19 protein-coding genes, 1 pseudogene and 2 riboswitches are annotated in these 22,833 nt (G+C 73.1%); of the genes and pseudogenes, 8 read left to right on the forward strand and 12 right to left on the reverse strand.

Annotated elements, in window-relative coordinates; genetic code table 11:
* Nucleotides 1-7: 7 nt before the first annotated feature.
* Nucleotides 8-289 (reverse strand): acyl carrier protein, encoded by a 282-nt coding sequence (locus D7223_RS17150; RefSeq protein WP_120729408.1) that lies wholly within the window; start codon nucleotides 287-289, stop codon nucleotides 8-10.
* Nucleotides 290-405: 116 nt separating this feature from the next.
* Here D7223_RS17150 and D7223_RS17155 point away from each other — a divergent pair, with 116 nt between their 5' ends.
* Nucleotides 406-1,182 (forward strand): alpha/beta fold hydrolase, encoded by a 777-nt coding sequence (locus D7223_RS17155; protein WP_120729409.1) that lies wholly within the window; start codon nucleotides 406-408, stop codon nucleotides 1,180-1,182.
* A gap of 14 nt (nucleotides 1,183-1,196) precedes the next feature.
* On the opposite strand, the gene D7223_RS17160 is transcribed toward D7223_RS17155, so the two are convergent.
* The 3 genes from D7223_RS17160 to D7223_RS17170 form a co-directional block, all read right to left on the reverse strand.
* Entirely contained in the window at nucleotides 1,197-1,952 is a 756-nt protein-coding gene (locus D7223_RS17160; protein ID WP_120729410.1) for an SDR family oxidoreductase, read from the reverse strand.
* A gap of 119 nt (nucleotides 1,953-2,071) precedes the next feature.
* Nucleotides 2,072-2,260, reverse strand: a complete 189-nt coding sequence (locus tag D7223_RS17165; RefSeq protein WP_120729411.1) for a hypothetical protein — start codon at nucleotides 2,258-2,260, stop codon at nucleotides 2,072-2,074.
* Nucleotides 2,261-2,316: 56 nt separating this feature from the next.
* Entirely contained in the window at nucleotides 2,317-2,619 is a 303-nt protein-coding gene (locus D7223_RS17170) for a helix-turn-helix domain-containing protein (protein WP_120729412.1), read from the reverse strand.
* Between the two features lie 65 nt (nucleotides 2,620-2,684).
* On the opposite strand from D7223_RS17170, the gene map reads away from it, so the two are divergent.
* From map to D7223_RS17205, 6 genes and pseudogenes are all read left to right on the forward strand, one after another.
* Entirely contained in the window at nucleotides 2,685-3,467 is a 783-nt protein-coding gene (gene map, locus D7223_RS17175; protein WP_120729413.1) for a type I methionyl aminopeptidase, read from the forward strand.
* 156 nt (nucleotides 3,468-3,623) lie between these two features.
* Complete coding sequence (locus D7223_RS17180; RefSeq protein ID WP_420330324.1) at nucleotides 3,624-4,457, forward strand: SAM-dependent methyltransferase; 834 nt, start codon at nucleotides 3,624-3,626, stop codon at nucleotides 4,455-4,457.
* 1,116 nt (nucleotides 4,458-5,573) lie between these two features.
* Nucleotides 5,574-5,975 (forward strand): annotated as a pseudogene (locus D7223_RS33985) (family 43 glycosylhydrolase); the annotation flags it as partial.
* Nucleotides 5,963-7,177 carry a carbohydrate-binding protein gene (locus D7223_RS33990; protein ID WP_272948709.1) on the forward strand — a complete coding sequence of 405 codons (1,215 nt, stop codon included), beginning with the start codon at nucleotides 5,963-5,965 and terminating at the stop codon, nucleotides 7,175-7,177. The pseudogene D7223_RS33985 and the gene D7223_RS33990, both read left to right, overlap by 13 nt.
* A gap of 12 nt (nucleotides 7,178-7,189) precedes the next feature.
* On the forward strand, nucleotides 7,190-9,997 hold the full coding sequence (locus D7223_RS17200) for a glycosyl hydrolase family 95 catalytic domain-containing protein (RefSeq protein ID WP_120729415.1): 2,808 nt from the start codon (nucleotides 7,190-7,192) through the stop codon (nucleotides 9,995-9,997).
* An 81-nt stretch (nucleotides 9,998-10,078) separates the two neighbouring features.
* A complete protein-coding gene (locus D7223_RS17205; RefSeq protein WP_337589450.1) occupies nucleotides 10,079-10,909 on the forward strand; it encodes a hypothetical protein in 831 nt (276 codons plus the stop codon).
* Between the two features lie 201 nt (nucleotides 10,910-11,110).
* On the opposite strand, the gene D7223_RS17210 is transcribed toward D7223_RS17205, so the two are convergent.
* The 8 genes from D7223_RS17210 to D7223_RS17245 all read right to left on the reverse strand — a co-directional run bounded on the left by D7223_RS17210 (nucleotide 11,111) and on the right by D7223_RS17245 (nucleotide 21,628).
* Complete coding sequence (locus tag D7223_RS17210) at nucleotides 11,111-12,028, reverse strand: ECF transporter S component (protein ID WP_238162084.1); 918 nt, start codon at nucleotides 12,026-12,028, stop codon at nucleotides 11,111-11,113.
* Nucleotides 12,025-13,644 carry an ABC transporter ATP-binding protein gene (locus D7223_RS17215; RefSeq protein ID WP_120729416.1) on the reverse strand — a complete coding sequence of 540 codons (1,620 nt, stop codon included), beginning with the start codon at nucleotides 13,642-13,644 and terminating at the stop codon, nucleotides 12,025-12,027. Before D7223_RS17215 ends, D7223_RS17210 begins: the two co-directional genes overlap by 4 nt.
* Nucleotides 13,641-14,888 carry a CbiQ family ECF transporter T component gene (locus tag D7223_RS17220; protein WP_120729585.1) on the reverse strand — a complete coding sequence of 416 codons (1,248 nt, stop codon included), beginning with the start codon at nucleotides 14,886-14,888 and terminating at the stop codon, nucleotides 13,641-13,643. The genes D7223_RS17215 and D7223_RS17220 overlap by 4 nt, the downstream gene beginning before the upstream one ends.
* A complete protein-coding gene (locus tag D7223_RS17225) occupies nucleotides 14,881-15,807 on the reverse strand; it encodes a hypothetical protein (RefSeq protein ID WP_120729417.1) in 927 nt (308 codons plus the stop codon). The genes D7223_RS17220 and D7223_RS17225 overlap by 8 nt, the downstream gene beginning before the upstream one ends.
* The gene (locus tag D7223_RS17230) at nucleotides 15,804-17,276 is read right to left on the reverse strand and encodes a cell wall anchor protein (RefSeq protein ID WP_120729418.1); all 1,473 of its coding nucleotides are present in this window, start codon (nucleotides 17,274-17,276) and stop codon (nucleotides 15,804-15,806) included. The genes D7223_RS17225 and D7223_RS17230 overlap by 4 nt, the downstream gene beginning before the upstream one ends.
* A gap of 177 nt (nucleotides 17,277-17,453) precedes the next feature.
* A riboswitch (cobalamin riboswitch) is annotated at nucleotides 17,454-17,507 on the reverse strand.
* A gap of 119 nt (nucleotides 17,508-17,626) precedes the next feature.
* Nucleotides 17,627-18,112 (reverse strand): hypothetical protein, encoded by a 486-nt coding sequence (locus tag D7223_RS17235; protein WP_120729419.1) that lies wholly within the window; start codon nucleotides 18,110-18,112, stop codon nucleotides 17,627-17,629.
* 67 nt (nucleotides 18,113-18,179) lie between these two features.
* On the reverse strand, nucleotides 18,180-19,214 hold the full coding sequence (locus D7223_RS17240) for a ribonucleotide-diphosphate reductase subunit beta (protein WP_420330318.1): 1,035 nt from the start codon (nucleotides 19,212-19,214) through the stop codon (nucleotides 18,180-18,182).
* The gene (locus D7223_RS17245) at nucleotides 19,211-21,628 is read right to left on the reverse strand and encodes a ribonucleoside-diphosphate reductase subunit alpha (protein WP_120729420.1); all 2,418 of its coding nucleotides are present in this window, start codon (nucleotides 21,626-21,628) and stop codon (nucleotides 19,211-19,213) included. The genes D7223_RS17240 and D7223_RS17245 overlap by 4 nt, the downstream gene beginning before the upstream one ends.
* 124 nt (nucleotides 21,629-21,752) lie before the next feature.
* A riboswitch (cobalamin riboswitch) is annotated at nucleotides 21,753-21,963 on the reverse strand.
* A 228-nt stretch (nucleotides 21,964-22,191) separates the two neighbouring features.
* Between D7223_RS17245 and D7223_RS17250 the strand changes: the two genes are divergently transcribed.
* Complete coding sequence (locus D7223_RS17250; protein ID WP_120729421.1) at nucleotides 22,192-22,833, forward strand: GNAT family N-acetyltransferase; 642 nt, start codon at nucleotides 22,192-22,194, stop codon at nucleotides 22,831-22,833.

Raw genomic sequence — 22,833 nt, forward strand, 5'->3', positions numbered from 1 at the left:
CCCGAGCTCAGCCGCGACTCGTGGCGGCGCGCTTGCCGCCGACGAAGGCGGTGACCGCGTTGACGGTCCGGAAGTTGGCGAAGTCCAGGTCCTCCGGCTCGACCTCGATGCCGAAGGTGTTCTCCACGAACGCGATGAGCTGGAGCGCGAACAGTGAGGTGACGGTGCCGCGGGCGAACATGTCCTCGTCCGGCTCCGGTGCGTCGCCGACCGCCTCGGCCAGGAAGGCTCGTACCGTGGCGGCCACGTCGGCCGGCCGCGCCGCGCCGGCCGGGATGCTGTCGCTCATGCCTCGAAGTATCGACACGGACATTTACCGCAGTCCATGGGATACTTCGGCGACTGCATCCGGCGTAGCCAGTTGGGCAGCTACCGCCAGTGATCGGCCGCGTGCACCATGAAGCCATGGGTTACGCGCGGGCGGGAAGCCTCGACGTCTACTACGAGGAGCACGGCGAGGGCGACCCGCCGCTGCTGCTGCTGCACGGCGCGCTCGCCACCATCGAGACCTCGTTCGCCGCCGTGCTCCCCGAGCTGGCGAAGTGCCGCCGGGTGGTGGCGGTGGAGCAGCAGGGGCACGGCCGCACCCGCGCCGGCGACCACCCGCTGACGCTGGAGTCGATGGCCGACGACACCGCCGCCGTCCTCGACCAGCTGGGGGCGGGGCCGGTCGACGTCCTCGGCTACGACCTGGGCGCCGGCGTGGCCCTGCACCTGGCGGCGCGGCGGCCCGACCTGGTGCGCAGGCTGGTCTTCGTGGGCCACGCCTTCGACCGGGACGGCTTCCACCCGGGCGTGCTCGACGGCGTCGCCCGGCTCACCCCGGCCATGCTGGTGGGGTCACCGTTCGAGCGTGCGTACGCCGCCGTCGCCCCCGACCCGTCCGGGTTCGCCACCCTGGTCGAGCGCACGGTCGCCCTGGAGACCGGCATGACCGACCTGCACCCCGACGAGGTACGCGCCCTGGCCGCGCCCACGCTCGTCGTGGTCGGCGACGCCGACCTGGTACGGCCCGAGCACGCGCTGCGGATGTTCCGGCTGCGTGGTGGCGGCGTGCCCGGTGACCTGGTCGGCCTGCCGGCGGCGCAGCTCGCGGTGCTGCCCGGCACCTCGCACGCCGCGCTGCTGGCGCGCCCCGACCTGCTGCTGGCGCTGGTCCTGCCGTTCCTCCAGGCGCACTGAGGGCCGACCCGCGGTCAGCCCAGCCCGCCGGCGGCGTGGATGTTCTGTCCGGTGACCCAGCGGGCGTCCGGACCGCAGAGGAACGCGATCACGTTGGCCACGTCGGCGGGCTGGCCGAGCCGACCCATCGGGGTGATCCGAGCGGCCATCTCCAGGCTCTGCTCGCTGTTCGTCGAGCGCAGCAGGTCGGTGTCGGTGGCGCCCGGCGACACCGTGTTGACGGTGATGCCGCGGGCGGCCAGCTCCCGGGAGGCCACCCCGGACAGTTGCTCCACAGCGCCCTTGCTGGCGGCGTACGCGGCGATGCCCGGGCCTGGCATGACGGTGTTGATCGTGGACAGGTTGACGACCCGTCCACCGTCGCGCATGTGCCGGGCGGCGTGCCGCAGGGCCAGGAACACCGCGCGGGCGTTCACCGCCATCAGCCGGTCGAACTCGTCCTCGGGCAGGTCCACCAGGAGCGCCGGCGTGTGCCGGGCGGCGGCGTTGTTGACCAGCAGGTCGAGACCGGGCAGGTGGGTCCGGGCCCCGGCGAAGAGCGTGTCCACCCCGGCGGGATCGCCGAGGTCGGCGCGTACCCCGTGGGCGACGCCACCGTCGGCGGCGACCTCCTTCTCCACCTCGGCGGCGGCCGCCGCGTCGTGGTGCCAGCCGAACACCACGGTCGCCCCGTCGTGAGCCAGCCGCCGTACCACCGCGCGGCCGATTCCCCGCGAGCCGCCGGTGACCACGGCCCCCTTGCCCTCCAGAATCCGCGTCCTCACGTCCATGGACCGACGATAGGTCCGTCGGGGCCCGCCGGGCAGCCTCCCTCCGGGCATGCCCGATCGGCCACGCCTCCGCCTCGGCCGGTGCGGCGGCACTCGGCGGCGGGCGGTCGGCGCCGGTCTCAGCGCGAGCCGCCGCGTGACCGCGCCCGGTCGATGGCCAGCCCGGTCGGGATCAGCACGGCGGCGACCACCGCCCAGCTCGCCAGGGCGACCCAGAACGGACCGTCGTTGAGGACGACCGTCAGGATGCTCACCGGGAGGAGGGCGATCGCCGCGGCGACCACCGGTCGGCGTACGGAGTTCGTCATGGTGGCGTCGTCTGCCCGGTCCCCGTACCCGGCAAACCGCGGAGCGGCGCGGTGACCTACGAGGCCAACCGTTCCCGTGCCTGGTGACCGAAGCTGCTCGGTTCGGCACCGTGCTCGGCCTGGTTGATCTCGGCCCAGACCACGTCCAGGGAGAGGCCGAGGACGTCGGCGATCGCCGCGATGGTCGGGAAGGCGGGGGTCGCCACGCGGCCCGACTCGATCTTGCGCAGGGTCTCCGGGGAGACGCGGGCGCCGAGCGCGGTCTCCAGCATCGAGCGCTCTCCCCGGGCGCGACGCAGCAGCGCGCCGAGGCGCTGCCCGCGCTCGACCTCCGCGGGGGTGAGCGGCAACCTGACCATGCTCCGATTCTAGTCACGGGATAACATGGCCGGGATAGTTATTGGACGCATGAGGAAGGCGCCCCATGATCGAGATCCTGGACCCCGCCCAACTGCCCCGGGCGAGGGAGGCGGGCGCCCTGGTCGCGCACATCCTGCAGAACCTGAAGAGCCGCAGCTCGGTCGGCACCAACCTGCTGGACATCGACCGGTGGGCCAAGGCCATGATCGTCGAGGCCGGAGCGGTGTCCTGTTACGTCGACTACGCGCCATCCTTCGGGCGCGGGCCGTTCGGCCACTACATCTGCACGTCCGTCAACGACGCCGTGCTGCACGGCCTGCCGCACGACTACCCGCTCGCCGACGGTGACCTGCTCTCGCTCGACCTGGCCGTCTCCGTGGGCGGCGTCGTCGCGGACTCGGCCATCAGCTTCGTCGTGGGCGACTCGAAACCCCCGCAGAGCGTCGCGTTGATCAGCGCCACCGAGCGTGCGCTGGCCGCGGGGATAGCCGCTGCCGGCCCCGGGGCGCGGATCGGCGACATCTCCCACGCCATCGGCTCGACCCTGCACGGTGCGGGCTACTCGGTCAACACCGAGTTCGGCGGCCACGGTGTCGGTTCGACGATGCACCAGGACCCGCACGTGTCGAACACGGGACGACCCGGCCGTGGCTACCGCCTGCGCCCCGGGCTGCTGCTGGCACTGGAGCCGTGGGTCATGGCGGACACCGCCGCCCTCGTCACCGACGCCGACGGATGGACGCTCCGGAGCGCGACCGGCTGCCGGACCGCCCACAGTGAGCACACGATCGCCATCACCGACGACGGAGTCGAGATCCTCACCCTGCCGGAGCGGACGCCTCGGTGAGCCGTGGCGGCGGCGGTCCCGTCGCTGCCCCGCGGTGCCGGGCGGGTGGCGCGGATTCTCCGCTTTCTATACCGTGGCACGGTCGCGGCGGCCACATCCCCGACCGGGCTCGCCGCGACGGAGGCGGCGTACGCAGTCGGGAGCGAGGGGTTCGTGGTGACCAACGACTCGCCCACGGTCAACCGGCCTGAGGTCGGCGAGGTCGACGTGCAGCAGAAGATCGACACGTCGGTGCCGCACTCGGCACGGATCTGGAACTACTGGCTCGGCGGCAAGGACAACTTCGCGGTCGACCGCGAGGCCGGCGACCAGTACCGGCAGGTCTTTCCCGGCGTCGTCGACGTCGCCCGTGCCTCCCGGCAGTTCCTGGTCCGGTCGATCACGTTCCTCGCCGCCGAGGCGGGCGTCCGTCAGTTCCTCGATGTCGGCACCGGGCTGCCGACGGCCGACAACACCCACGAGGTGGCGCAGCGGATCGCCCCGGAGGCGCGGATCGTCTACGTCGACAGTGATCCGCTGGTGCTGGTGCACGCCCGGGCCCTACTGGTCAGCACGGCCGAGGGCCGGACCTCCTACATCGACGCCGACCTGCACGATCCCGCCGCGATCATCGCGGAGGCCGGCCGGACGCTCGACCTCGGGCAGCCGATCGGCCTCATCCTCAGCGGCGTCATGGGCCACGTGCCCGACTACGAGAGGGCCCGATCGATCGCACGGCAGCTGCTGGCGCCGCTGCCGGCCGGCAGTTACCTCTCACTCAACGACGGCACCAGCCTGATCAGCCCCGAGATGCGGCAGGCGCAGGACGACTACAACGACACCGGGGCGGCTACGTACACGCTGCGCACGCCCGAGCAGATCGCCGGGTTCTTCGAGGGCCTCGAACTGGTGGAGCCGGGCGTCGTGCCGTGCCCGCGGTGGCGACCCGACGACGCGGTCGACACGCCCGCCGACATCGACGCCTTCGGCGGGGTGGGCCGCAAGCGCTGAGGCGGCGGCCAGGCTCACCCGGAGCGGCGCGGCCCGGGCGGCCCGGGGCGGCGCGGTGCTGCCCCGGACGACGAGAGCGGTGCCAAGTTCGTATCTCGCCTGGGCCGGCGGATGACCGTCGGTCAGGGTCAGCGCGAGTCGAGCGGCGGTGGCCCCCGATCTCGTGGGAAGGGCCGTCGCACCGTGGCCAGCGGTGCCCGCCACGTGGGTCACGCTTTCGTGGTGCGGTGAATGTTTTCGATAACATTTTCTTGCCGCAGCCAAGGGGTCTTCGCCGGTGCAAGGGCTCGCCGGGCGGTCGGCGGATCGTGACGCGGGAGGACACTTCCGCGAAACATCACCGACACGTCTTGACTGCCGGCGCTTGCATCCACGACAGTCTATGAGGGCGAGGTGACGCGCGGTCGGGAGCCCGGCGCGCCGGCCCGCACCCCGGATGGCGACGTCGTGGTGTGAGTGGGCTACTCCTGTTAGCGCTAACAGAAGTCACGGTGACGATCGGTCGCACCCCCGGGTCGGACCCGCCGGCGGCGTTCACCGGCCCGCCCGCGCCCGTGCTCGACCAATCCACACCAGAAGCAGGACGGCAGAGAGGCCTCAGTATCGTGGCGATCAGTCGACGAGCACTCGTCAGGGCCGCTGCCGCGTCGGGCGCGCCCACACCGAACATCGGCGGCGGCTCGTGGACGTCGCTCCACCAGCGTGACTACCCCCCCGCCGCTGAACGCCAGGCACGGCTCGATTCTCGGGATCAGCGACGCCGAGTACGACGGGTTGGTGTCCCGGTGGGGCACCACCCAACTGGGTGCGACTCAAGTCGTCGAACTTCCCGGACCACGTCGTACGCCACGCCAACAACATCGGCCGCGTCGACCCGTACCCGCGCGCCGCCGGGCTGGCGACCCGCTCAGCGCGAGTGCCGGCGCGACCGACCGGCAGGACGCCACCTTCCGCATCACGGCCTGACCGAGGGAGACCATCGTGACGACGAGATTCCTGCGACGGGGCGTCGCCCTGCTCGCGAGCCTGCTCTGCGTGGTCCTGCTGGGGCCGGCCGCGACCCGGGCGGACAACCCCATCGTCCAGACCATCTACACCGCCGACCCGGCGCCGCTGGTGCACGACGGACGGGTCTACCTCTACACCGGCCACGACGAGGACGGCTCGACGTACTTCACCATGCGCGACTGGCGTGTCTTCTCGTCGGCGGACATGGTCAACTGGACCGACCACGGTTCGCCGATGAGCCTGGCCACCTTCAGTTGGGCCAGTGCCGACGCGTGGGCCGGCCACACCGTCCACCGCAACGGCCGCTTCTACTGGTACGTGCCGGTCAAGAACCGGGCCACCGGGCGGATGGCGATCGGCGTCGCGGTCGCCGACAGCCCCACCGGCCCGTTCCGGGACGCGATCGGCCGGCCACTGGTGGAGAACGGCGAGATCGACCCGCACGCGTTCGTCGACGACAACGGGCAGGCGTACCTGTACTGGGGCAACCCGAACCTGTGGTACGTGCGGCTGAACGCCGACATGATCTCGTTCTCCGGGGCGCCGACCCAGATCCCGCTCACCACCGCCGGATTCGGCGCGCGCAGCGGAAACACCAGCCGCCCACCCTGTACGAGGAGGGGCCGTGGGTCTACAAGCGCGATGGCGTCTACTACAACGTCTTCGCGGCGGAGTGCTGCGCGGAGTTCATCGGCTACTCCACCGCCCCCGGCCCGACCGGCCCGTGGACCTACCGCGGGACGGTCATGCCACGCCAGGGCGGCAGCTTCACCAACCATGCCGGCGTCATCGACTTCCACGGCGGCTCGTACTTCTTCTACCACAACGGCGCACTGCCCGGCGGCGGCGGCTTCACCCGCTCGGTGGCGGTGGAGAAGTTCAGCTACCGGTCCGACGGCACCATCCCGACGATCAACATGACCACCACCGGCGCACCGCAGGTCGGCACCCTCAACCCGTACGTGCGCCAGGAGGCCGAGACGATCGCCTGGGCCTCCGGTGTGGAGACCGAGCCGGCCAGTGAGGGGGGCATGAACGTCGGCTGGATCGAGAACGGCGACCACATCAAGGTCAAGGGTGTCGCGTTCGGCGCCGGCGCCACCTCGTTCACCGCCCGGGTGGCATCGGCGACCAGCGGGGGCCGCATCGAGGTGCGGCTGGGCAGCCCCGGTGGCACGACCGTGGGCACCTGCACCGTCGGGGGCACCGGTGGCTGGCAGACCTGGACCACGGTCACCTGCCTGGTCAGCGGCGCCACCGGCATCCAGGACCTGTACCTGCGGTTCGCCGGCGACAGCGGCAACCTGTTCAACGTCAACTGGTGGCAGTTCCACCAGGGAACCGGCGCGACACCCCCGCCGCCCCCCACCACGCCGCCCCCGACGGCGGCACCACCGACCACGCCGCCGCCGACCGGCGCGGGCTGCACCGCCGCCTACCGCACCGTCAACACCTGGGGCGGCGGCTTCCAGGGCGAGGTCACGGTGACCGCCGGCGCGGCGGCGATCAGCGGGTGGACCGTCCGCTGGACCCTGGCCGGTGGCCAGACCGTCACCCAGGTCTGGAACGGCACGCTGAGCACCAGCGGCTCGACCGCCGCGGTGACCAACGCCGGCCACAACGGCGCGCTCCCGGCGACCGGGTCGACCACGTTCGGATTCATCGGCGGCGGCACGCCGTCGACCCCGTCACTCACCTGCACCCCGGCCTGAGGAGCTACGTCCATGCCTGACATGACACGAAGGAACGTGCTGAGGGCCGGCGCGACGGGCGCGGGCGCCGCGTTGCTGCCGGTCGCCTGGACCGCCACCGCCCGCGCCGGTGCCCAGGCGCCGCCGCAGGTGACGGCCGCCGGTGACATGGCACTGTGGTACGACGAGCCGGCGGGCAGCGACTGGCTCCGTGCGCTGCCGATCGGCAACGGGCGCCTCGGCGCCATGGTGTTCGGCAATGTCGACACCGAGCGGCTCCAGCTCAACGAGGACACCGTCTGGGCCGGCGGCCCGTACGACTCCGCCAACACCCGCGGCGCGGCCAACCTGGCCGAGATCCGGCGGCGGGTCTTCGCCGACCAGTGGAGCCAGGCGCAGGACCTGATCAACCAGACCATGATGGGCACCCCGGGCGGCCAACTCGCCTACCAGCCGGTGGGCAACCTGCGGCTCGCCCTCGGCTCCGCCAGCGGCGCGTCGCAATACCACCGGACGCTCGACCTCACCACCGCCACCGCCACCGCCACCTACGTGCAGAACGGAATCCGGTACCAGCGTGAGGTGTTCGCCAGCGCACCCGACCAGGTGATCGTGATCCGGTTGACCGCCGACCAGGCCAACTCGATCACCTTCAACGCCACCTTCGACAGCCCGCAACGGACCACCGTGTCGAGCCCGGACTCCGCCACCATCGCCCTCGACGGCATCTCCGGCGCCATGGAGGGCGTCAACGGCTCGGTGCGATTCCTCGCGCTGGCCCACGCCACCGCGACGGGCGGCACGGTGAGCAGCTCCGGCGGCACCCTGCGCGTCTCCGCCGCCACGAGCGTGACCGTCCTGGTCTCGATCGGCTCCAGCTACGTCAACTACCGCATCGTCAACGGCGACCACCAGGGCATCGCCCGTACCCGGCTCACCGCCGCCCGAGCCGTGGGCATCGACCAGCTGCGCAGCCGCCACCTCGCCGACTACCAGGCGCTGTTCAACCGGGTGACGATCAACCTGGGGCGGACGGCCGCGGCCGACCAGCCGACCGACGTGCGGATCGCGCAGCACGCGAGCGTCGACGACCCGCAGTTCTCCGCCCTGCTGTTCCAGTACGGGCGGTACCTGCTGATCTCGTCCTCGCGGCCGGGCACCCAGCCGGCGAACCTCCAGGGCATCTGGAACGACTCGATGACGCCGCCCTGGGACTCGAAGTACACCATCAACGCGAACCTGCCGATGAACTACTGGCCGGCCGACACGACCAACCTGCCGGAGTGTTTCCTGCCGGTCTTCGACATGGTCCGGGACCTGACGGTGACCGGCGGGCGGGTCGCCCAGGCGCAGTACGGTGCCGGCGGCTGGGTCACCCACCACAACACCGACGGGTGGCGGGGCGCCTCGGTGGTCGACGGGGCCTTCTGGGGCATGTGGCAGACCGGCGGCGCCTGGCTGGCCACCCTCATCTGGGAGCACTACCTGTTCACCGGTGACACCGGCTTCCTCCAGACCAACTACCCGGCCCTGAAGGGCGCCGCGCAGTTCTTCCTGGACACCCTGGTCACCCACCCGACGCTCGGATATCTGGTCACCAACCCGTCGAACTCGCCGGAACTGGCCCACCACGCGAACGTCAGCGTCTGCGCCGGTCCCACCATGGACAACCAGATCCTGCGCGACCTGTTCGACGCCGCGGCCCGCGCCAGCGAGGTGCTCGGCGTCGACCCCACGTTCCGCTCCCAGGTGCGTACGGCCAGGGACCGGTTGCCCCCGACGCGGATCGGCTCGCGGGGCAACGTCCAGGAGTGGCTCGCCGACTGGATCGAAACCGAGCGCAACCACCGGCACGTCTCCCACCTGTACGGGCTGCACCCCAGCAACCAGATCACCCGGCGCGGTACCCCGCAGCTGTACGAGGCGGCCCGCCGGACGCTGGAGCTGCGCGGCGACGACGGGACCGGCTGGTCGTTGGCCTGGAAAATCAACTACTGGGCCCGGTTGGAGGACGCCGCCCGCGCGCACAAGCTGGTCCGGGACCTGGTGCGGACCGACCGGCTCGCGCCGAACATGTTCGACCTGCACCCACCGTTCCAGATCGACGGCAACTTCGGCGCCACCTCGGGCATCGCCGAGATGCTGCTGCACAGCCACAACGGCGAGCTGCACCTGCTGCCCGCGCTGCCGACCGCATGGCCCACCGGCCAGGTCGCCGGCCTGCGCGGTCGTGGCGGATACACCGTCGGAGTGGCCTGGACGAGCGGGCAGGCCGACGAGATCCGCGTCCGCGCCGACCGGGACGGCACGGTACGGCTGCGCTGCCGGCTGTTCACCGGGAGCTTCACCCTCGTCGACGTCACCGACGACAGCACCCCGGCCACCACCCGACCGGAGACCGACGTCGTCCAACTGACCGTCCGGGCGGGCCACACCTACCGCGCGGCACGGCCCGGTGTGACGCCGTCACCGACCCCGACCGGCACGCCCACGCCGAGCGCGACACCGTCTCCGACCCCGACGGACACCCCCGCCCCGTCCGGCGCGCGAGCGACGTACCGGGTCACGAACTCCTGGTCGGGCGGCTTCCAGGGCGAGGTCACGGTGACCGCCGGTGCCACCCCGATCCGCGGCTGGACCGTCACCTGGACGTTCCCCGACGGGCAGGCCGTGAGCCAGATCTGGGGCGGCGCGCACACCCAGAGCGGGGCGAACGTGCGGGTGACGAACGTCGACTACAACGGGGCCTTGGCCGCCGGCGGCTCCACCACCTTCGGCTTCATCGGCACGGTGAACGGCGCCAACAACCCACCGACCAACATCGTCTGCACGACAACCTGACCAGGCGCGCCTGAGCAGGGGCCCCGTCCGGGGACCGGGCACGGGACGCCACGGTCGCGACCTCGGCGGTACCGTGTCGCCGTGAGCGGGGGAACGGTTGCCACACCTTCATCGCCGGCCGGTGCGCGTCTACCGGCGAGGGCTCCCGGCGTACGCCGGCGTCCCGGGTCCTGGTTCCTGACCTGCGCGCTGGTGACCGCCGGCCTGGTGCTGGGCGGGTGCTCCGGGCACCGCGACGGCGACTCGCTGGCGGTGGACAGCGCGGTGGCCGAGGCGGCGCGCCTCAAGGACGACCTCGGTTACCGTGACCGGCCCCGGGACGCCGAGCACATCGCCGCGACCGAGGTCGCCCAGGAGGGGGCGGGCGACGGCACCGTCGGGCGTGAGCTGTTGGCCTGGTCGGGGCGAACGGCCGGCAGCGAGCAGGCCACCATCGACGTCCGGTTCGTCGCGGTGGTGGCCGCGCGGCCGGGGACGTCCTTCGGCACCCGCGGCCACTCCGCGGGCCGGGCCACGCGCTGCTACCGCTACCTGCTCCAACTCTATCGCTACACGTCGTACGACGAGATCGACTGCCCGTCGGTGACCACGCCCGCGCCGCCCCGCGCCGCACCGATCCCGAAGCTGCCCGACGACGGGCGCGAGCGGCTCACCGCGGCGCTGCGCACCGCCACACCCGACACCCTCGCCGGCGCGGTACGGGCGGCGTTTCCCGCCGAGCACATCACCGTCGACACCACCACGCACGAGGGTGCCCTCGTCGCCGCGGTCGGCGTACCCGCCGAGCGGGACTGCCTCCTCATGGTCAGGACACCCGACGGGAAGATCACGTCACCCGGGTACGACCGCATCTGGCTGGAGCCGGGCGAGACGGGATGCAAGACCGGGCTGTACGTCTCACCGCCCCGTTGACCTGCGGTTTTGCCGGATCCGAGCAGTGGTCTTACCGGCCGGGGAGCGGTACGACTGATACATCGACGCCACCCGCCGCTCGCGGTCGACGACCGGGTCTGCCCGGTGGCGCGATGTCAGTAGGAGGTACCGCTCATGTGTCGGGATCCTACGGGGCACCGCAACCGCAACCGCATTCGCGGAGCGGAACGGCGGACCCGGTCAGGTGGGAGTTCCACGTGGAGCAACCACGGATCTCGCCCGGGTTGCCACGCCAGACGGCGAAGGCTCGGGTCGGGACGCCCCGTCACCGGCGGGCACCGTGGCCGGCGCCGCCGGCGGGTCGGGTGCGGCGAAGATGACCGGCGCGCCGAACGCGGCCCTGCGTGCGGCGCGGCGCAGCGCGGTGAGCACCGCCGGGCCGGCGAGGACGATCGCCACGGCGGTGGTGATCGCCCGGCCGGTGTCCCACCCGAAGGTGGAGGTCACGGCGGTGAACACCGCGAAGCGGTGCAGGTTCTCCAGGACGGGTGCGCCCGCGACGTAGGAGAGCTGGGTGTCCGCGCCGACGCTGAACGGCCAGAACCACAGGTTCATCAGCAGGCCGTAGCCGTAGGCGGCCAGGACGCCGTACCCGGCCAGGACGGCGATCTCGGCCCGGCCGCGCAGCCGCGCCGGTAGCAGGCCGGCGCCGAGGCCGATCCAGGAGGCGGCCAGCATCTGGAACGGCAGCCACGGCCCGACGCCGGCGGTGAGCAGGGCGGAGGCGAACAGCGACGTCGAGCCGAGCAGGAAGCCGAATCCCGGCCCGAACACCCGCCCGGCGAGCACCAGCAGGAAAAAGACGGTCTCGATGCCGGCGGTGCCGGCGCCGAGCGGACGCAGCGCGGCGTTGACCGCGGCGAGCACACCGAGCATGGCCAGGGCCTTGCTGTCGATGCCGCCGGAGCTGAGTTCGGCCAGCACGAGCGCCACGAGCACCGGCAGCACCACGAGGAACACCAGCGGCGCCTCGTCGGTGCGCGCGGTGGTCTCCGGGCCGGCGGGGATGAAGAACGGCCAGGTGAAGGTGGCCAGCGCGGCGGCCGAGGCGAGGACCAGCACGAGAGCCGTGCGCGGGGTGACCCGCAGGACGCTCATGCCGGCTCCAGCGCGGCGGCGACCTGCTCGACGGTCAGCCATGGTGCGGGGGCGAGGACCTTGGCCACCTGCGGGGCGAACGCGGGGGAGGCGAGCATGATCTCCGCCGTGGTGCCGTCGGCGACGACGGACCCCTCGGCCAGCACCACCACCCGGTCGGCCAGGGTCGCGACGAGTTCGACGTCGTGCGTCGCCAGCACCACGCTCCGGCCGGCGGCGGCCAGCTTCCGGACCACGGTGGTGAACTGCCGCTTGGCCCGGTAGTCCAGGCCGCGCGTCGGCTCGTCGAGCAGGACCACCGGTGGGGCGGCGGTGAGTTGGACGGCCAGCGCGAGGGCGAGACGCTGCCCCTCGGACAGGTCCCGGGGATGCCGGTCGCCGGGCAGGCCGGGGGTGAGCTGGTCCAGCAGGGCCCGGCAGGTGCCGGCGGGCGTTCCGGTCTCCCGGTCGGCCTGCGTGCACTCGGCGTCCACCGTCTCCAGGTAGAGCAGGTCACCCGGGGTCTGCGGGACCAGGCCGACGTGCCGGCGGGCCCGGCCGGCCGGCAGGGCCTTCGGGTCGAGGTCGCCGCGCGGCCCGGCCACCGCCACCGTGCCACCCTGCCGGGGGCCGCTGCCCTGCACCGCCCACAGCAGGCTGGACTTGCCGGAACCGTTGCGGCCCATCAGCGCGACGACCCGCCCGGGACGCAGGTCGAGGTCGACGCCGGCCACGGCGACGGTGCCCGGATAGCGCACCACGACCTTCCGGGCGGTCAGCACGGGCGCGTCGACCGGGGCCGGCGCGGGCTCGGCGGGTGCCACATCGGTGAGCCGCTCGCGCAGGGTGGACGCGCGTCGCCGGGCGTCGCGGACCGACAGCGGCAGCGGCGTCCAGCCGGCCAGCCGGCCCAGCTCCACCAGCGGCGGCGCGAGGTCCACACCGGCGAGTACGTCGGCCGGCGCCCCGTCCACCACGCGACCGTCGCCGGGCAGGTAGAGCAGCCGGTCGGCGTACTGCACCACCCGCTCCAGCCGGTGCTCGGCCAGGACCACGGTGACGCCGAGGTCGTGCACCAGCCGGGTGACGGTGGCGAGCACGTCCTCGGCGGCGGTCGGGTCCAGCGCGGAGGTGGGTTCGTCGAGCACCAGCACCCGGGGATGACTGGTGAGCACCGCGCCGATGGCGACCCGCTGCTGCTGCCCGCCGGAGAGCGTCCGCAGTGGCCGGTGCCGCAGCTCGGCGACGCCGAGCAGGTCCAGGGTCTCCTCCACCCGCTTGCGCATCACCGACGGCGGCAGGGCCAGCTGCTCCATGCCGTACGCCAGTTCCTCCTCGACGGTGTCGGTGACGAACCCGGACAGCGGGTCCTGGCCGACCACGCCCACGACGTCGGCGAGGTCACGCGGCGGGTGCCGGCGGGTGTCCCGGCCGGCCACCGTCACGGTGCCGTGCAGGGTGCCGCCGGTGAAGTGCGGCACCAGGCCGTTGATCGCCCGCAGCAGCGTCGACTTGCCGGCGCCGGTGCGGCCGGCGACCAGGCAGAGCTCGCCCTCCTCGACCCGGAGGGTCACGTCCCGCAGCGGCGCGGCGACGCCCTCGGCGTAGCGGACGGTGACCCGGTCGAAGCTGATCATCGGTGACCTCCGGTCACCGGTGCCGGCGACGTCGTGGGCCGGGCGGCATCCGTCGTCGCGGCGGACACCGGTACCGGCGGGCGGGTGGGACGCGCCAGCGGCGGTGGCGGGGCCAGCCAGGCCGGCGCCGCCCCGGCGGCGACGGCGAGCAGCAGCAACGGGGTCAGCTCGGGCCAGGTGGGCGGGCTGACCGGGGGGTAGAGCAGCTCCGGGGCCACCCTGCCGGCCAGCACCGTCAGGGCGGCGGCGGTCACCCCGCAGCCGGCCACCAGCAGCTCGGCGGGGCGCCACCGGTCCGGCCGGTACCGGCTGCGGCGCACCCGGCGCCCGGCCAGCAGCATCCCGGCCACGGCGACGACCAGGCCGGCCAGCAGCATCGGCAGGCCCAGGTGGTCCGAGCCGGTGGTGTCGAGCAGCCCGTACGTGCCGGCGCAGACACCGACCAGCCCGCCGAGCACCAGCGCCCCGGTGACCGCCCGCTGACCGGCCGGCACCGCGTCGGTACGGCCGTAGCCACGCGAGTCCATCGCCGCGGCCAGCGCCAGGGACCGGTCCAACGCGTCGGCCAGCACCGGCAGGGCGATGCCCCGCAGGGCCCGTACCCCCCGCCCGGGCGCGCCGCGCAGCCGCCGCGCCCGGCGGACCCGCAGCACGCTCTCGACCAGTTGCGGCGCGACCGACAGCGCCACCACCACCGCCGTGCCGACCGCGTACAGGGCTCCGGGTACGGCCTTGAGCAGCCGTTTCGGGTTGGCCAGCGCGTTGGCGGCGCCGAGGCAGACCAGCATCGCGGCCAGCCGCAGCCCGTCCTGGAAACCGCCGAGGAGCTGCTCGGCGGCGACGGGCCCGAACAGGCGGATGCCGGCCGCCCATTCCGGCAGCGGGATCTCCGGCAGCCGGACCAGCACGTGCTCGCCCTGCCCGCCGCCGAACACGATCCGGAACACCACCCGCATCGCCACGATCACCGCGCCGAGCACCAGGTACATCCGGAACGCCAGCGCCCACGGGGCGTCGCCGCGCCGGCGGACGACCACCAGCGCGGCGACCGCGACGAGCAGGCCCAACCCCAGCGGGTTGGTGGTGTGACTGGCCGCGGTGGCCAGTCCGAGCGCCCACAGCCACCACGCGCCCGGGTGCAGGCCCCGGGGCAGCCGCCGGTCCGGCCACCGGACCGGCCCCCGTCGGTCGTCGACGGCCGTCGCCGGACCGCGCCCGACCGGGACCGGGGCGCGGTCAGTCATCCGGGTCGGCGGCGCGTCGGCGCCGGGCGGCGACCACGCCACCGGCGGCGAGCGCGGCCAGCAGCAGCGCCCCGGCCGCCGTGCCCAGCGGCAGGCCCCCGTCGTCCCGGGACGCCGCGACCTCGGTCACCACCGGCCCGTCGGTCGGGCCCGCGGAGGGTACGCCCGGGGCGCCGCTCGGCGTGGGCGGTGGCGGCGACGAACCCGGCGCGCGGGGCGTCATCGAGGCGCCGGTGGACACCGGAAGGCCGGGGCCGGCGGTCGGCGGGCGTACCGTGCCGGGAAGCCCACCCTCGGCGGCCGGTGGCGGGTTTCCGCCTCCTGCCGGCGGTGGCGCGATCGGCCCGCCACCGCCCACGGGGGGAGGTGGTGGGGGTGGTGGCGCCGGCGGCGCGGGTGGCGGTGGCGGTGGCGCCGGCGGAGCGGGGCGCTTCGGGGCGATTCCGGGCCGGGGTGCGTCGCTGGCGTCGCGGTTCAGGGAGAACGACCAGCCCTCGAAACTGCCCGCCGGTGGCTTGCGGTTGAGCACACCCTTGGCGCTGTACGTCCAGCTGCCATCGTTCGGGGCGTGCCAGTACGACCAGTAGGCGCTGGCCGGCGGCGTGTCGACGCACTTCTCCGCCGCGGTGGACGGCCTGCCCTCGATCCGGCAGACGAACCCCTCGCCCCAGCGCAGGGTGCCGGTGATCTGGAAGCCGGCGTTCTTGAGCGCCGCGAGGCCGGTGGACTGGGTCCCCGCGGCGCAACGCACCACCGTGCCGCCGCCGAGCTGGTGGAAGTCGACCACGACGGTGACGCCGGAGGCGTCCGGGCAGTAGCCGGCCGACCCGGCGGCCGTCGCCGGGGTGCCGGGCCCGAGCACCGTGCCCGTGGCGGCCAGGACGACGACCAGTCCGGCGCGGGCGGTGCGGACCGTCATGCCGCCCGCCGGCGGCCGAGCACCAGCAGCACCGCCCCGCCGCCGAGCAGCAGGAGCGCGACCAGCAGGTAGCTGGTGATCGCCGCGCCGGTTCTCGGCAGGGCACCGGGACCCGGGGCCGCCGGTGTCGTGCCCGGTGCGGCGGTGGTGCCCGGCGGGGGGACGGTGCTCGGCGCGGTGGTGGGGGACGGACTCGGCGGTGCGGTGGTCACCGGGGCGCTCGGCGTCGGGCCGGTGGTGGCCGTGGCCGGCGCGGTCGGCGTCGGTGCCCCGGTGGGGGAGACGGTGGCGGTGGGCGAGGCCGTGCCGGTCGGGGTGGGTTCCGGGGACGTCGGCGGCGGGTCGAGGCCGATCCGGCCGAGCGGGACCCCGGCGAGCCCGAGCAGGGCCTGGGCGGTGGCCCGGCGCCACTGGTCCCGCTCGTGCTCCGCGATACCCGTCTCGGCGGCGGTTGCCAGTCCCGCCCTGTCGTAGGCGATGGCGCCCGCCTCGGCGGCCGCCGGACCACCGGTCGAGGCGGTGACCTGAAGCCCGGTCAGCGCCTTCGCGGCGCGGGCTGCCGCGGCGTCCCGGCCGGCGGCGGCGAGGGCCTGACCGGCCAGGCCGGTGCTGTTGGAGTTCGCGCCGGACGTCGGTCCCGACCCGCCGTACGATCCGTCGGCGCGCTGCTGGGTCACCAGCCACTCCGCGCCCTTCGCCGCCGCCGTGGCCGCGCCGGTGGCGCCGTCGTCGGCGGCGGCCAGCAGGGCCTGGACGGCCATCGCGGTCGAGTCCACGTCGAGCGTGGCGTCGGACTGCTCGTCGCAGGACGGCGACGGGCCGTCCGCGGTGTCCGGGTAGAGCCGGAAGCCGCCGGCCGCGCACTGCTGCCGGACGAGGAAGTCCACGGTGTCCTGCGGCAGGGCGCCGCTGCGGGCCAGACCCAGCACGGCGAAGGACTGGTCGAAGGTGTTGCTGGCGTCCGGGCCGGTGGCGGCGGTGGTGCGGCTGGTGATCCGTCCCCGCTGGTGGCCCGCGTCCGCCCCGGCGATCAGCGAGCGGGTCTCCGTGCGCAGGTCGAACCCACCGAAGTCGCCGGGATCGGCGCCGGCGGCGGAGGCGGCGTAGAGCAGCTTCGCGGTGGCCCCGCCGTCGGTGAAGCCCTCGATGCCGAAGTCGTCGTAGCTGTTGTAGGACCGCACGTGCGCCGCGACCTGCTCGGTGGCGGCCCGGCGGGTCGGGTCGGCCACGCCGGTGGCGGACAGGGCGATGAGACCGTCGACGGTCAGACCCCAGTCCGCGCCGCCGAACGGCCCGGGCAGCGACCCGTCGCTGAACTCGCCGGCCAGCCAGGACGCGGCGTCACGGGCGGCGGTGACATCGGCCGGGGCCGGTGCGGCCACCACGGTCAGGGGTAGTGCGGAGATCGCGACGAGGGTCGTCGCCGCGACGGTGCCGAGACCGGTGGCGAGACGCCGGGACAGGGGCATGGGGATGCCTTTCGCAGAGCGGTCGGTGAGAGCTCCGGAAAACACCCCGAGAATGACGACACCCCGCTCCGCGTGCTGCGGTGAGCGGGGTGAGGCGGACCTCGGTGGCCCGGACTTCACCCTGTAGACCTCGACAGTGGAAGCCGCTCGTCCCGGGTGAGGCATTCCGGCTCGCGAGGTCTCCGCCTCGCTCACGGTTGCGGGTCAGCGCCGGCTTCGAACCGGCTTCCCCCCACACGGGACGTATGCAGTTGTGCGCCCGGCGTGCACCGGGTGCGGTCACCGTACCGCTCGTGCGTCGACGACGCCAAGGGTGGTGGCCGTCACCCGGTGCGGCCCGGGCGGCCCGGTCAGGGCGCGGCGATGCCGGGTGCGGCACCCGCGCCGAACGACCAGCCCTCGACGCTGCCCGGCGCGGGGTTGTAGCTGCTCGCGCCGGACGTGCTGTAGGACCACGAGCCGCCGCTGGGGGCGTGCCAGTACGACCAGTACGCGGTGGCCGAGGGGGTGTTGACGCACGGCTCGGTCGCGGCGGTGGGCTTGCCGTTGATCCGGCAGACGAAGGCCAGGCCCCAGCGTGCGGTGCCGGTCACCGTGAAGCCGGCGCCCTGTAGGGCGGCCAGCCCGGTGGCCGGGTCGCCGGGGGCGCAGCCGACCTGGACCCCGCCGCCGAGGGCGGCGAAGTCGACCACGACGGTCACCCCCGAGGTGCCGACGCAGGCGGCGGCGTGCGCGGCCCGCGGCGCGGGCTCGACGGCGGTCAGGGCGATGGCGGCGACGGCGGCGGCCAGCAGGCCGGCAAGGCGCCGGCGGGCAGTGCGGCGGTGACGGAACACGAGGTCCTCCTGAGATCGGGTGGGCGGTGGAGACGGGTGACGGGCATGTGGGCGGCCGGTGCGGCGGTCAAAAGTCGTCGTCGAAGGTCACGCTGCCGCTGACGCCGACCTGGTACGCGGACACCCGCCGTTCGAAGAAGTTCGACAACTCCTGCACGTCCTGAAGGTCCATGAACGCGAACGGGTTCGCCGCGCCGTAGAGCGGGGCGATGCCGAGCTGGGCGAGCCGACGGTCGGCCACGTGTCGCAGGTACTCCCGCATGTCGCCCAGGGACAGCCCGGAGACGCCCTGGCCGAGAAGGTCCTCGGCGAACTGTGCCTCGCACTCGACCGCCTCGGCGAGCATCTCGCGTACCTGGCGGACCATCTCGTCGTCGAACAGTTCCGGTTCCTCGCGCCGCACGGTGTCCACCACGTCGAAGGCGAACGCCATGTGCATGGACTCGTCGCGGAACACCCAGTTGGTGCCGGAGGCGAGTCCGTTGAGCAGGCCCCGGGACCGCAGGAAGTAGACGTAGGCGAAGGCGCCGTAGAAGAACAGGCCCTCGATGCAGGCGGCGAAGCAGATCAGGTTCAGCAGGAACGCCCGGCGGTCGTCCCGGGTACGCAGCTCGCGCAACTCGAAGATGGAGTCGATCCAGCGGAAGCAGAACTCGGCCTTGCGCCGGATCGAGGGGATGTTCTCGATGGCGGCGAACGCGGCGAAGCGTTCCTTCTCGTCGGGTACGTAGGTGTCCAGCAGGTTGAGGTAGAACTGGACGTGCACCGCCTCCTCGAACAGTTGCCGGGACAGGTAGAGCCGGCCCTCCGGGGAGTTGACGTGCTGGTAGAGGTTGAGCACCAGGTTGTTGGCGACGATGGTGTCGCCGGTGGCGAAGAACGCGACCAGCCGGGACACCAGGTGCCGCTCGGCGGGTGAGAGTTCGGCCAGGTCGGCGAGGTCGGCGTGCAGGTCGACCTCCTCGACGGTCCAGGTGTTGCGGATGGCGTCCTTGAACCGGTCGAAGAACCGCGGATGCCGCATCGGGCGCAGGGTGAGGTCCAGACCGGGATCGAGCAGCAGGTGCCGGGTGCCGGTCGGGGTCTCGGGGGCGGTGGTCACTGGCAGGCCTCGCAACTCTCGGGGTTCTCCAGGGAGCAGGCCAGCGCCTCGTCGTCGCGTACCGCGACGTGCGACGGCGCGGCGTCGCCCGGCGCGACGACCGGTCCGACGGCGACGGTGGCCTGCTGGATGCGCGTCGCCGGACGCGAGCGCAGGTAGTAGGTGGTCTTCAACCCGGACTTCCAGGCGTACAGGTACATCGACGACAACTTGCCGATGGTGGGCGCGCTCAGGAACAGGTTCAGCGACTGCGACTGGTCGACGTACGGCGCGCGGGCGGCGGCCAGGTCGATCAGCGCCCGTTGCGGCAGCTCCCACGCGGTGCGGAACAGCTCCCGCACGTCGGCGGGCAGGTCGGTGATCCCCTGCACCGATCCCTCGGCGCGCTTGATCTGGTCGCGGATCGCCGACGTCCAGAGCCCGCGTGCCTTCAGTTCCCGGACCAGGTACGTGTTGACCTGGAGGAACTCGCCGGACATGGTCTCGCGCTTGAACAGGTTGGACACCTGCGGCTCGACGCACTCGTAGCAGCCGGCGATCGAGGCGATCGTCGCGGTCGGGGCGATCGCCACCAGCAGCGAGTTGCGCAGCCCGTGGGCGGCGATCCGGGCACGCAGCGTGGCCCAGCGCGCGGCCTGGGTCGGCTCGACGCCCCACAGGTCCGGGTGCAGCTCACCGGAGGCGGCGCGGGTCTGCGCGTACGCCGGGTGCGGGCCGAACCGTTCGGCGAGCCCGGCGGAGGTCTCCAGCGCGGTCAGCAGGATCTCCTCCTGCACCCGGGTGGACAGCTCCATCGCCTCGGCCGAGTCGAACGGCAGGCGCAGGGTGAACAGCGCGTCCTGCAGGCCCATCAGGCCGAGCCCGACCGGTCGCCAGCGGGGGTTCGACGCCGCCGCCTGCTCGGCCGGGTAGTAGTTGATGTCGATCACCCGGTCGAGGAACAGCACCGCGGTGCGGACCGTGGACCGCAGCTTCGTCCAGTCGACGCCGTCGGCGGTGACGTGCGCGCCGAGGTTGACCGAGCCGAGGTTGCACACGGCGGTCTCGGTGTCGTCGTTGACCTCGAGGATCTCGGTGCACAGGTTCGACAGGTGGATCGTGTTGCCCGGCACGCCGGTCTGGTTGGACAGCCGGTTGGCGCGGTCCTTGAACGTCATCCACCCGTTGCCGGTCTGCGCCAGCGTACGCATCATCCGCCCGTACAGGTCCCGGGCCTTCACCGTCCGGACGGCCTTCTTCTCCGCGACCCGGTAGGCGGCGTCGAACTCCTCGCCGTACAGGTCGGGCAGCTCCGGGGCGTCGGACGGGTCGACCAGCGACCAGTCGCCGTCGGCCTCGACCCGGCGCATGAACTCGTCCGGGATCCAGTTCGCCAGGTTCAGGTTGTGCGTCCGCCGGGACTCCTCACCGGTGTTGTCCCGCAGTTCCAGGAACTCCTCGACGTCCGGGTGCCACGGCTCCAGGTAGACGCAGGCCGCGCCCTTGCGCCGGCCACCCTGGTTGACCGCCGCGACACCGGCGTCGAGGGTCTTGAGGAACGGCACGATGCCGTTCGACCTGCCGTTGGTGCCCCGGATCAGCGCGCCCCGACCGCGTACCCGCGACCAGGCGATGCCGATGCCGCCGGAGAACTTCGACAACTTCGCCACCTGGTGGTAGCGCTCGTAGATGGAGTCAAGCTCGTCGCGCGGGGAGTCGACCAGGAAACACGACGACATCTGGGTGTGCCGGGTCCCGGAGTTGAACAGCGTCGGTGAACTCGGCAGGTAGGCCAGGGACGCCATCAGCCGGTAGAACCCGATCGCCTCACCCGGAGTCTCGGACAATCCGCACGCCACCCGCAGCAGCCAGTACTGCGGTGTCTCCACCACCAGCCGCGACTCGGGGTGCCGCAGCAGGTACCGGTCGGCGACGGTGCGCAGTCCGAAGTACTCGAACCGCAGGTCGCCGCCCGGGTCCACGGCGTCGTCGAGCGTGCGGGCGTGGGCGGCCACGAAGGCGGCGGTGTCGTCGGAGATCAGACCCAGGCCGTGCGCGTGGCGGATCGACTGGCTGAAGCTCGCGACGCCCTGCCCGCGTACCTCCTTGTCCACGTACGCGGCCAGCAGCCGCGCCGCCAGCCGGGAGTACTGCGGCTCCTCGCCGATCAGCTCCGCCGCCGTCTGGATCGACAGCTTGTCCAGCTCGACGGTGGTCGCCCGGTCGTAGAGACCGCTGATCGTCTTCGTCGCGACCCGGAGCGGGTCCACCTCGTCCAGGCCGGCGACCCACCGCTGGACCGCCGTCACGATCTTCTGGACGTCCACCGGCTCGGTGTCGCCGCTGCGCTTGCGTACGTGCATCACCTGCCGGGGCCGCTCCGGCTCACCCGGGCCTCCCGGTCCGGACCCGGGTCTCTCCTGCACGACCGTCATGACATCTCCTCGCGCTGTCACCGATGGCCTCGGACGCGCGGAGGAACGCCAACGGGCCACACCGACTCGGCACAGCCCGGCTGCTGGCGTCGGTCGTCCCGCGCGACCTCCGACCGCCGCGCGCGACCGCGCACGGCGTGCTGGCAGGTCTTCGGACTCGTGGGCGTCGTACGCGTTCCTACTGGCCGTCGCTTCCCAGGCCCGGCGGGCCCAGTGCTCGTTGACGGCGGTCGTTCCCACTCACCGCTGCGGGGCAGTCCCGGTTTCGCACCGGATTCCCTCTTGCCTCGGCCACCCTGGACGGGTGGCCGAACCAGCTACGTCGGACACCATATATGGCCCGCGTCCCAGTGGCGCACACCAGGTGTTGTGTTCGGCGTGTCGTACCGCCGCTCGCCACCCTTCGCGCTGGCGCAGGCAGCCACGATCCAGAAGTTCTCGATCATCTACGATCGACCGCTGGTGGGGAGTTGGCTGGCGGGTGGCCGTTTCCGGAAGCGAACCGGTGATCCGATCCTGGACACCACCGATCGCATCACCGGGCAGCGGCAAGGAGAACGACGATGGGCACTGAGCTGGCCGACATCCTGGACGCCGCGGCCCGCGGGCACTTCCCGCCGCCGGACGGCCGGAACACGGTGGTCCCGCAGCCGAGCCACCGCGATGCCGGGGTGATCGCGTTCACCGCCCATTCCGTGGTGTTCACCGACGAGGACCCGCAGTGGATTCGCCGTACCCTGGAGGCCCTCGACTGCGATCGCCTGGCGGCCGCGATGAATCCAGCCTTCCTGGGCGCGTTGCTCGACCGCACCCGGCGATCCATGGACACGATCGACCTGCTGACGGTCGCGAGCCCGCTCGCCGGTGCGCCCCCGCTGGAGCTGAGCGAGATCGCGGACGCGGATCACCCACGCTTGGCCAGGGCACGTACCCGCCGTGACGACGTCCGTGTCTGGACGGCCGACGGTGGACTGGTCATCCTCGGCCGGGGCGTGGCGGGCAGGTGGGAAACGTCGATAGAGGTCGACGAGGGACATCGCCACCGGGGCCTGGGGCGGGCCCTAGCAACGGCCGCGCGGCATCTGGTGCCTGACGGGCAGCCGGTCTGGGCGCAACAGGCCGCCGGCAACGCGCGGAGCGTACGCGCCTTTCAGGCGGCCGGTTTCCGGCCGGTGGGAGCCGAAGCACTGCTCCTCGTCAGGTGA

Source organism: Micromonospora endolithica, assembly GCF_003626595.1.
Taxonomy (GTDB): Bacteria; Actinomycetota; Actinomycetes; order Mycobacteriales; family Micromonosporaceae; genus Micromonospora; species Micromonospora endolithica.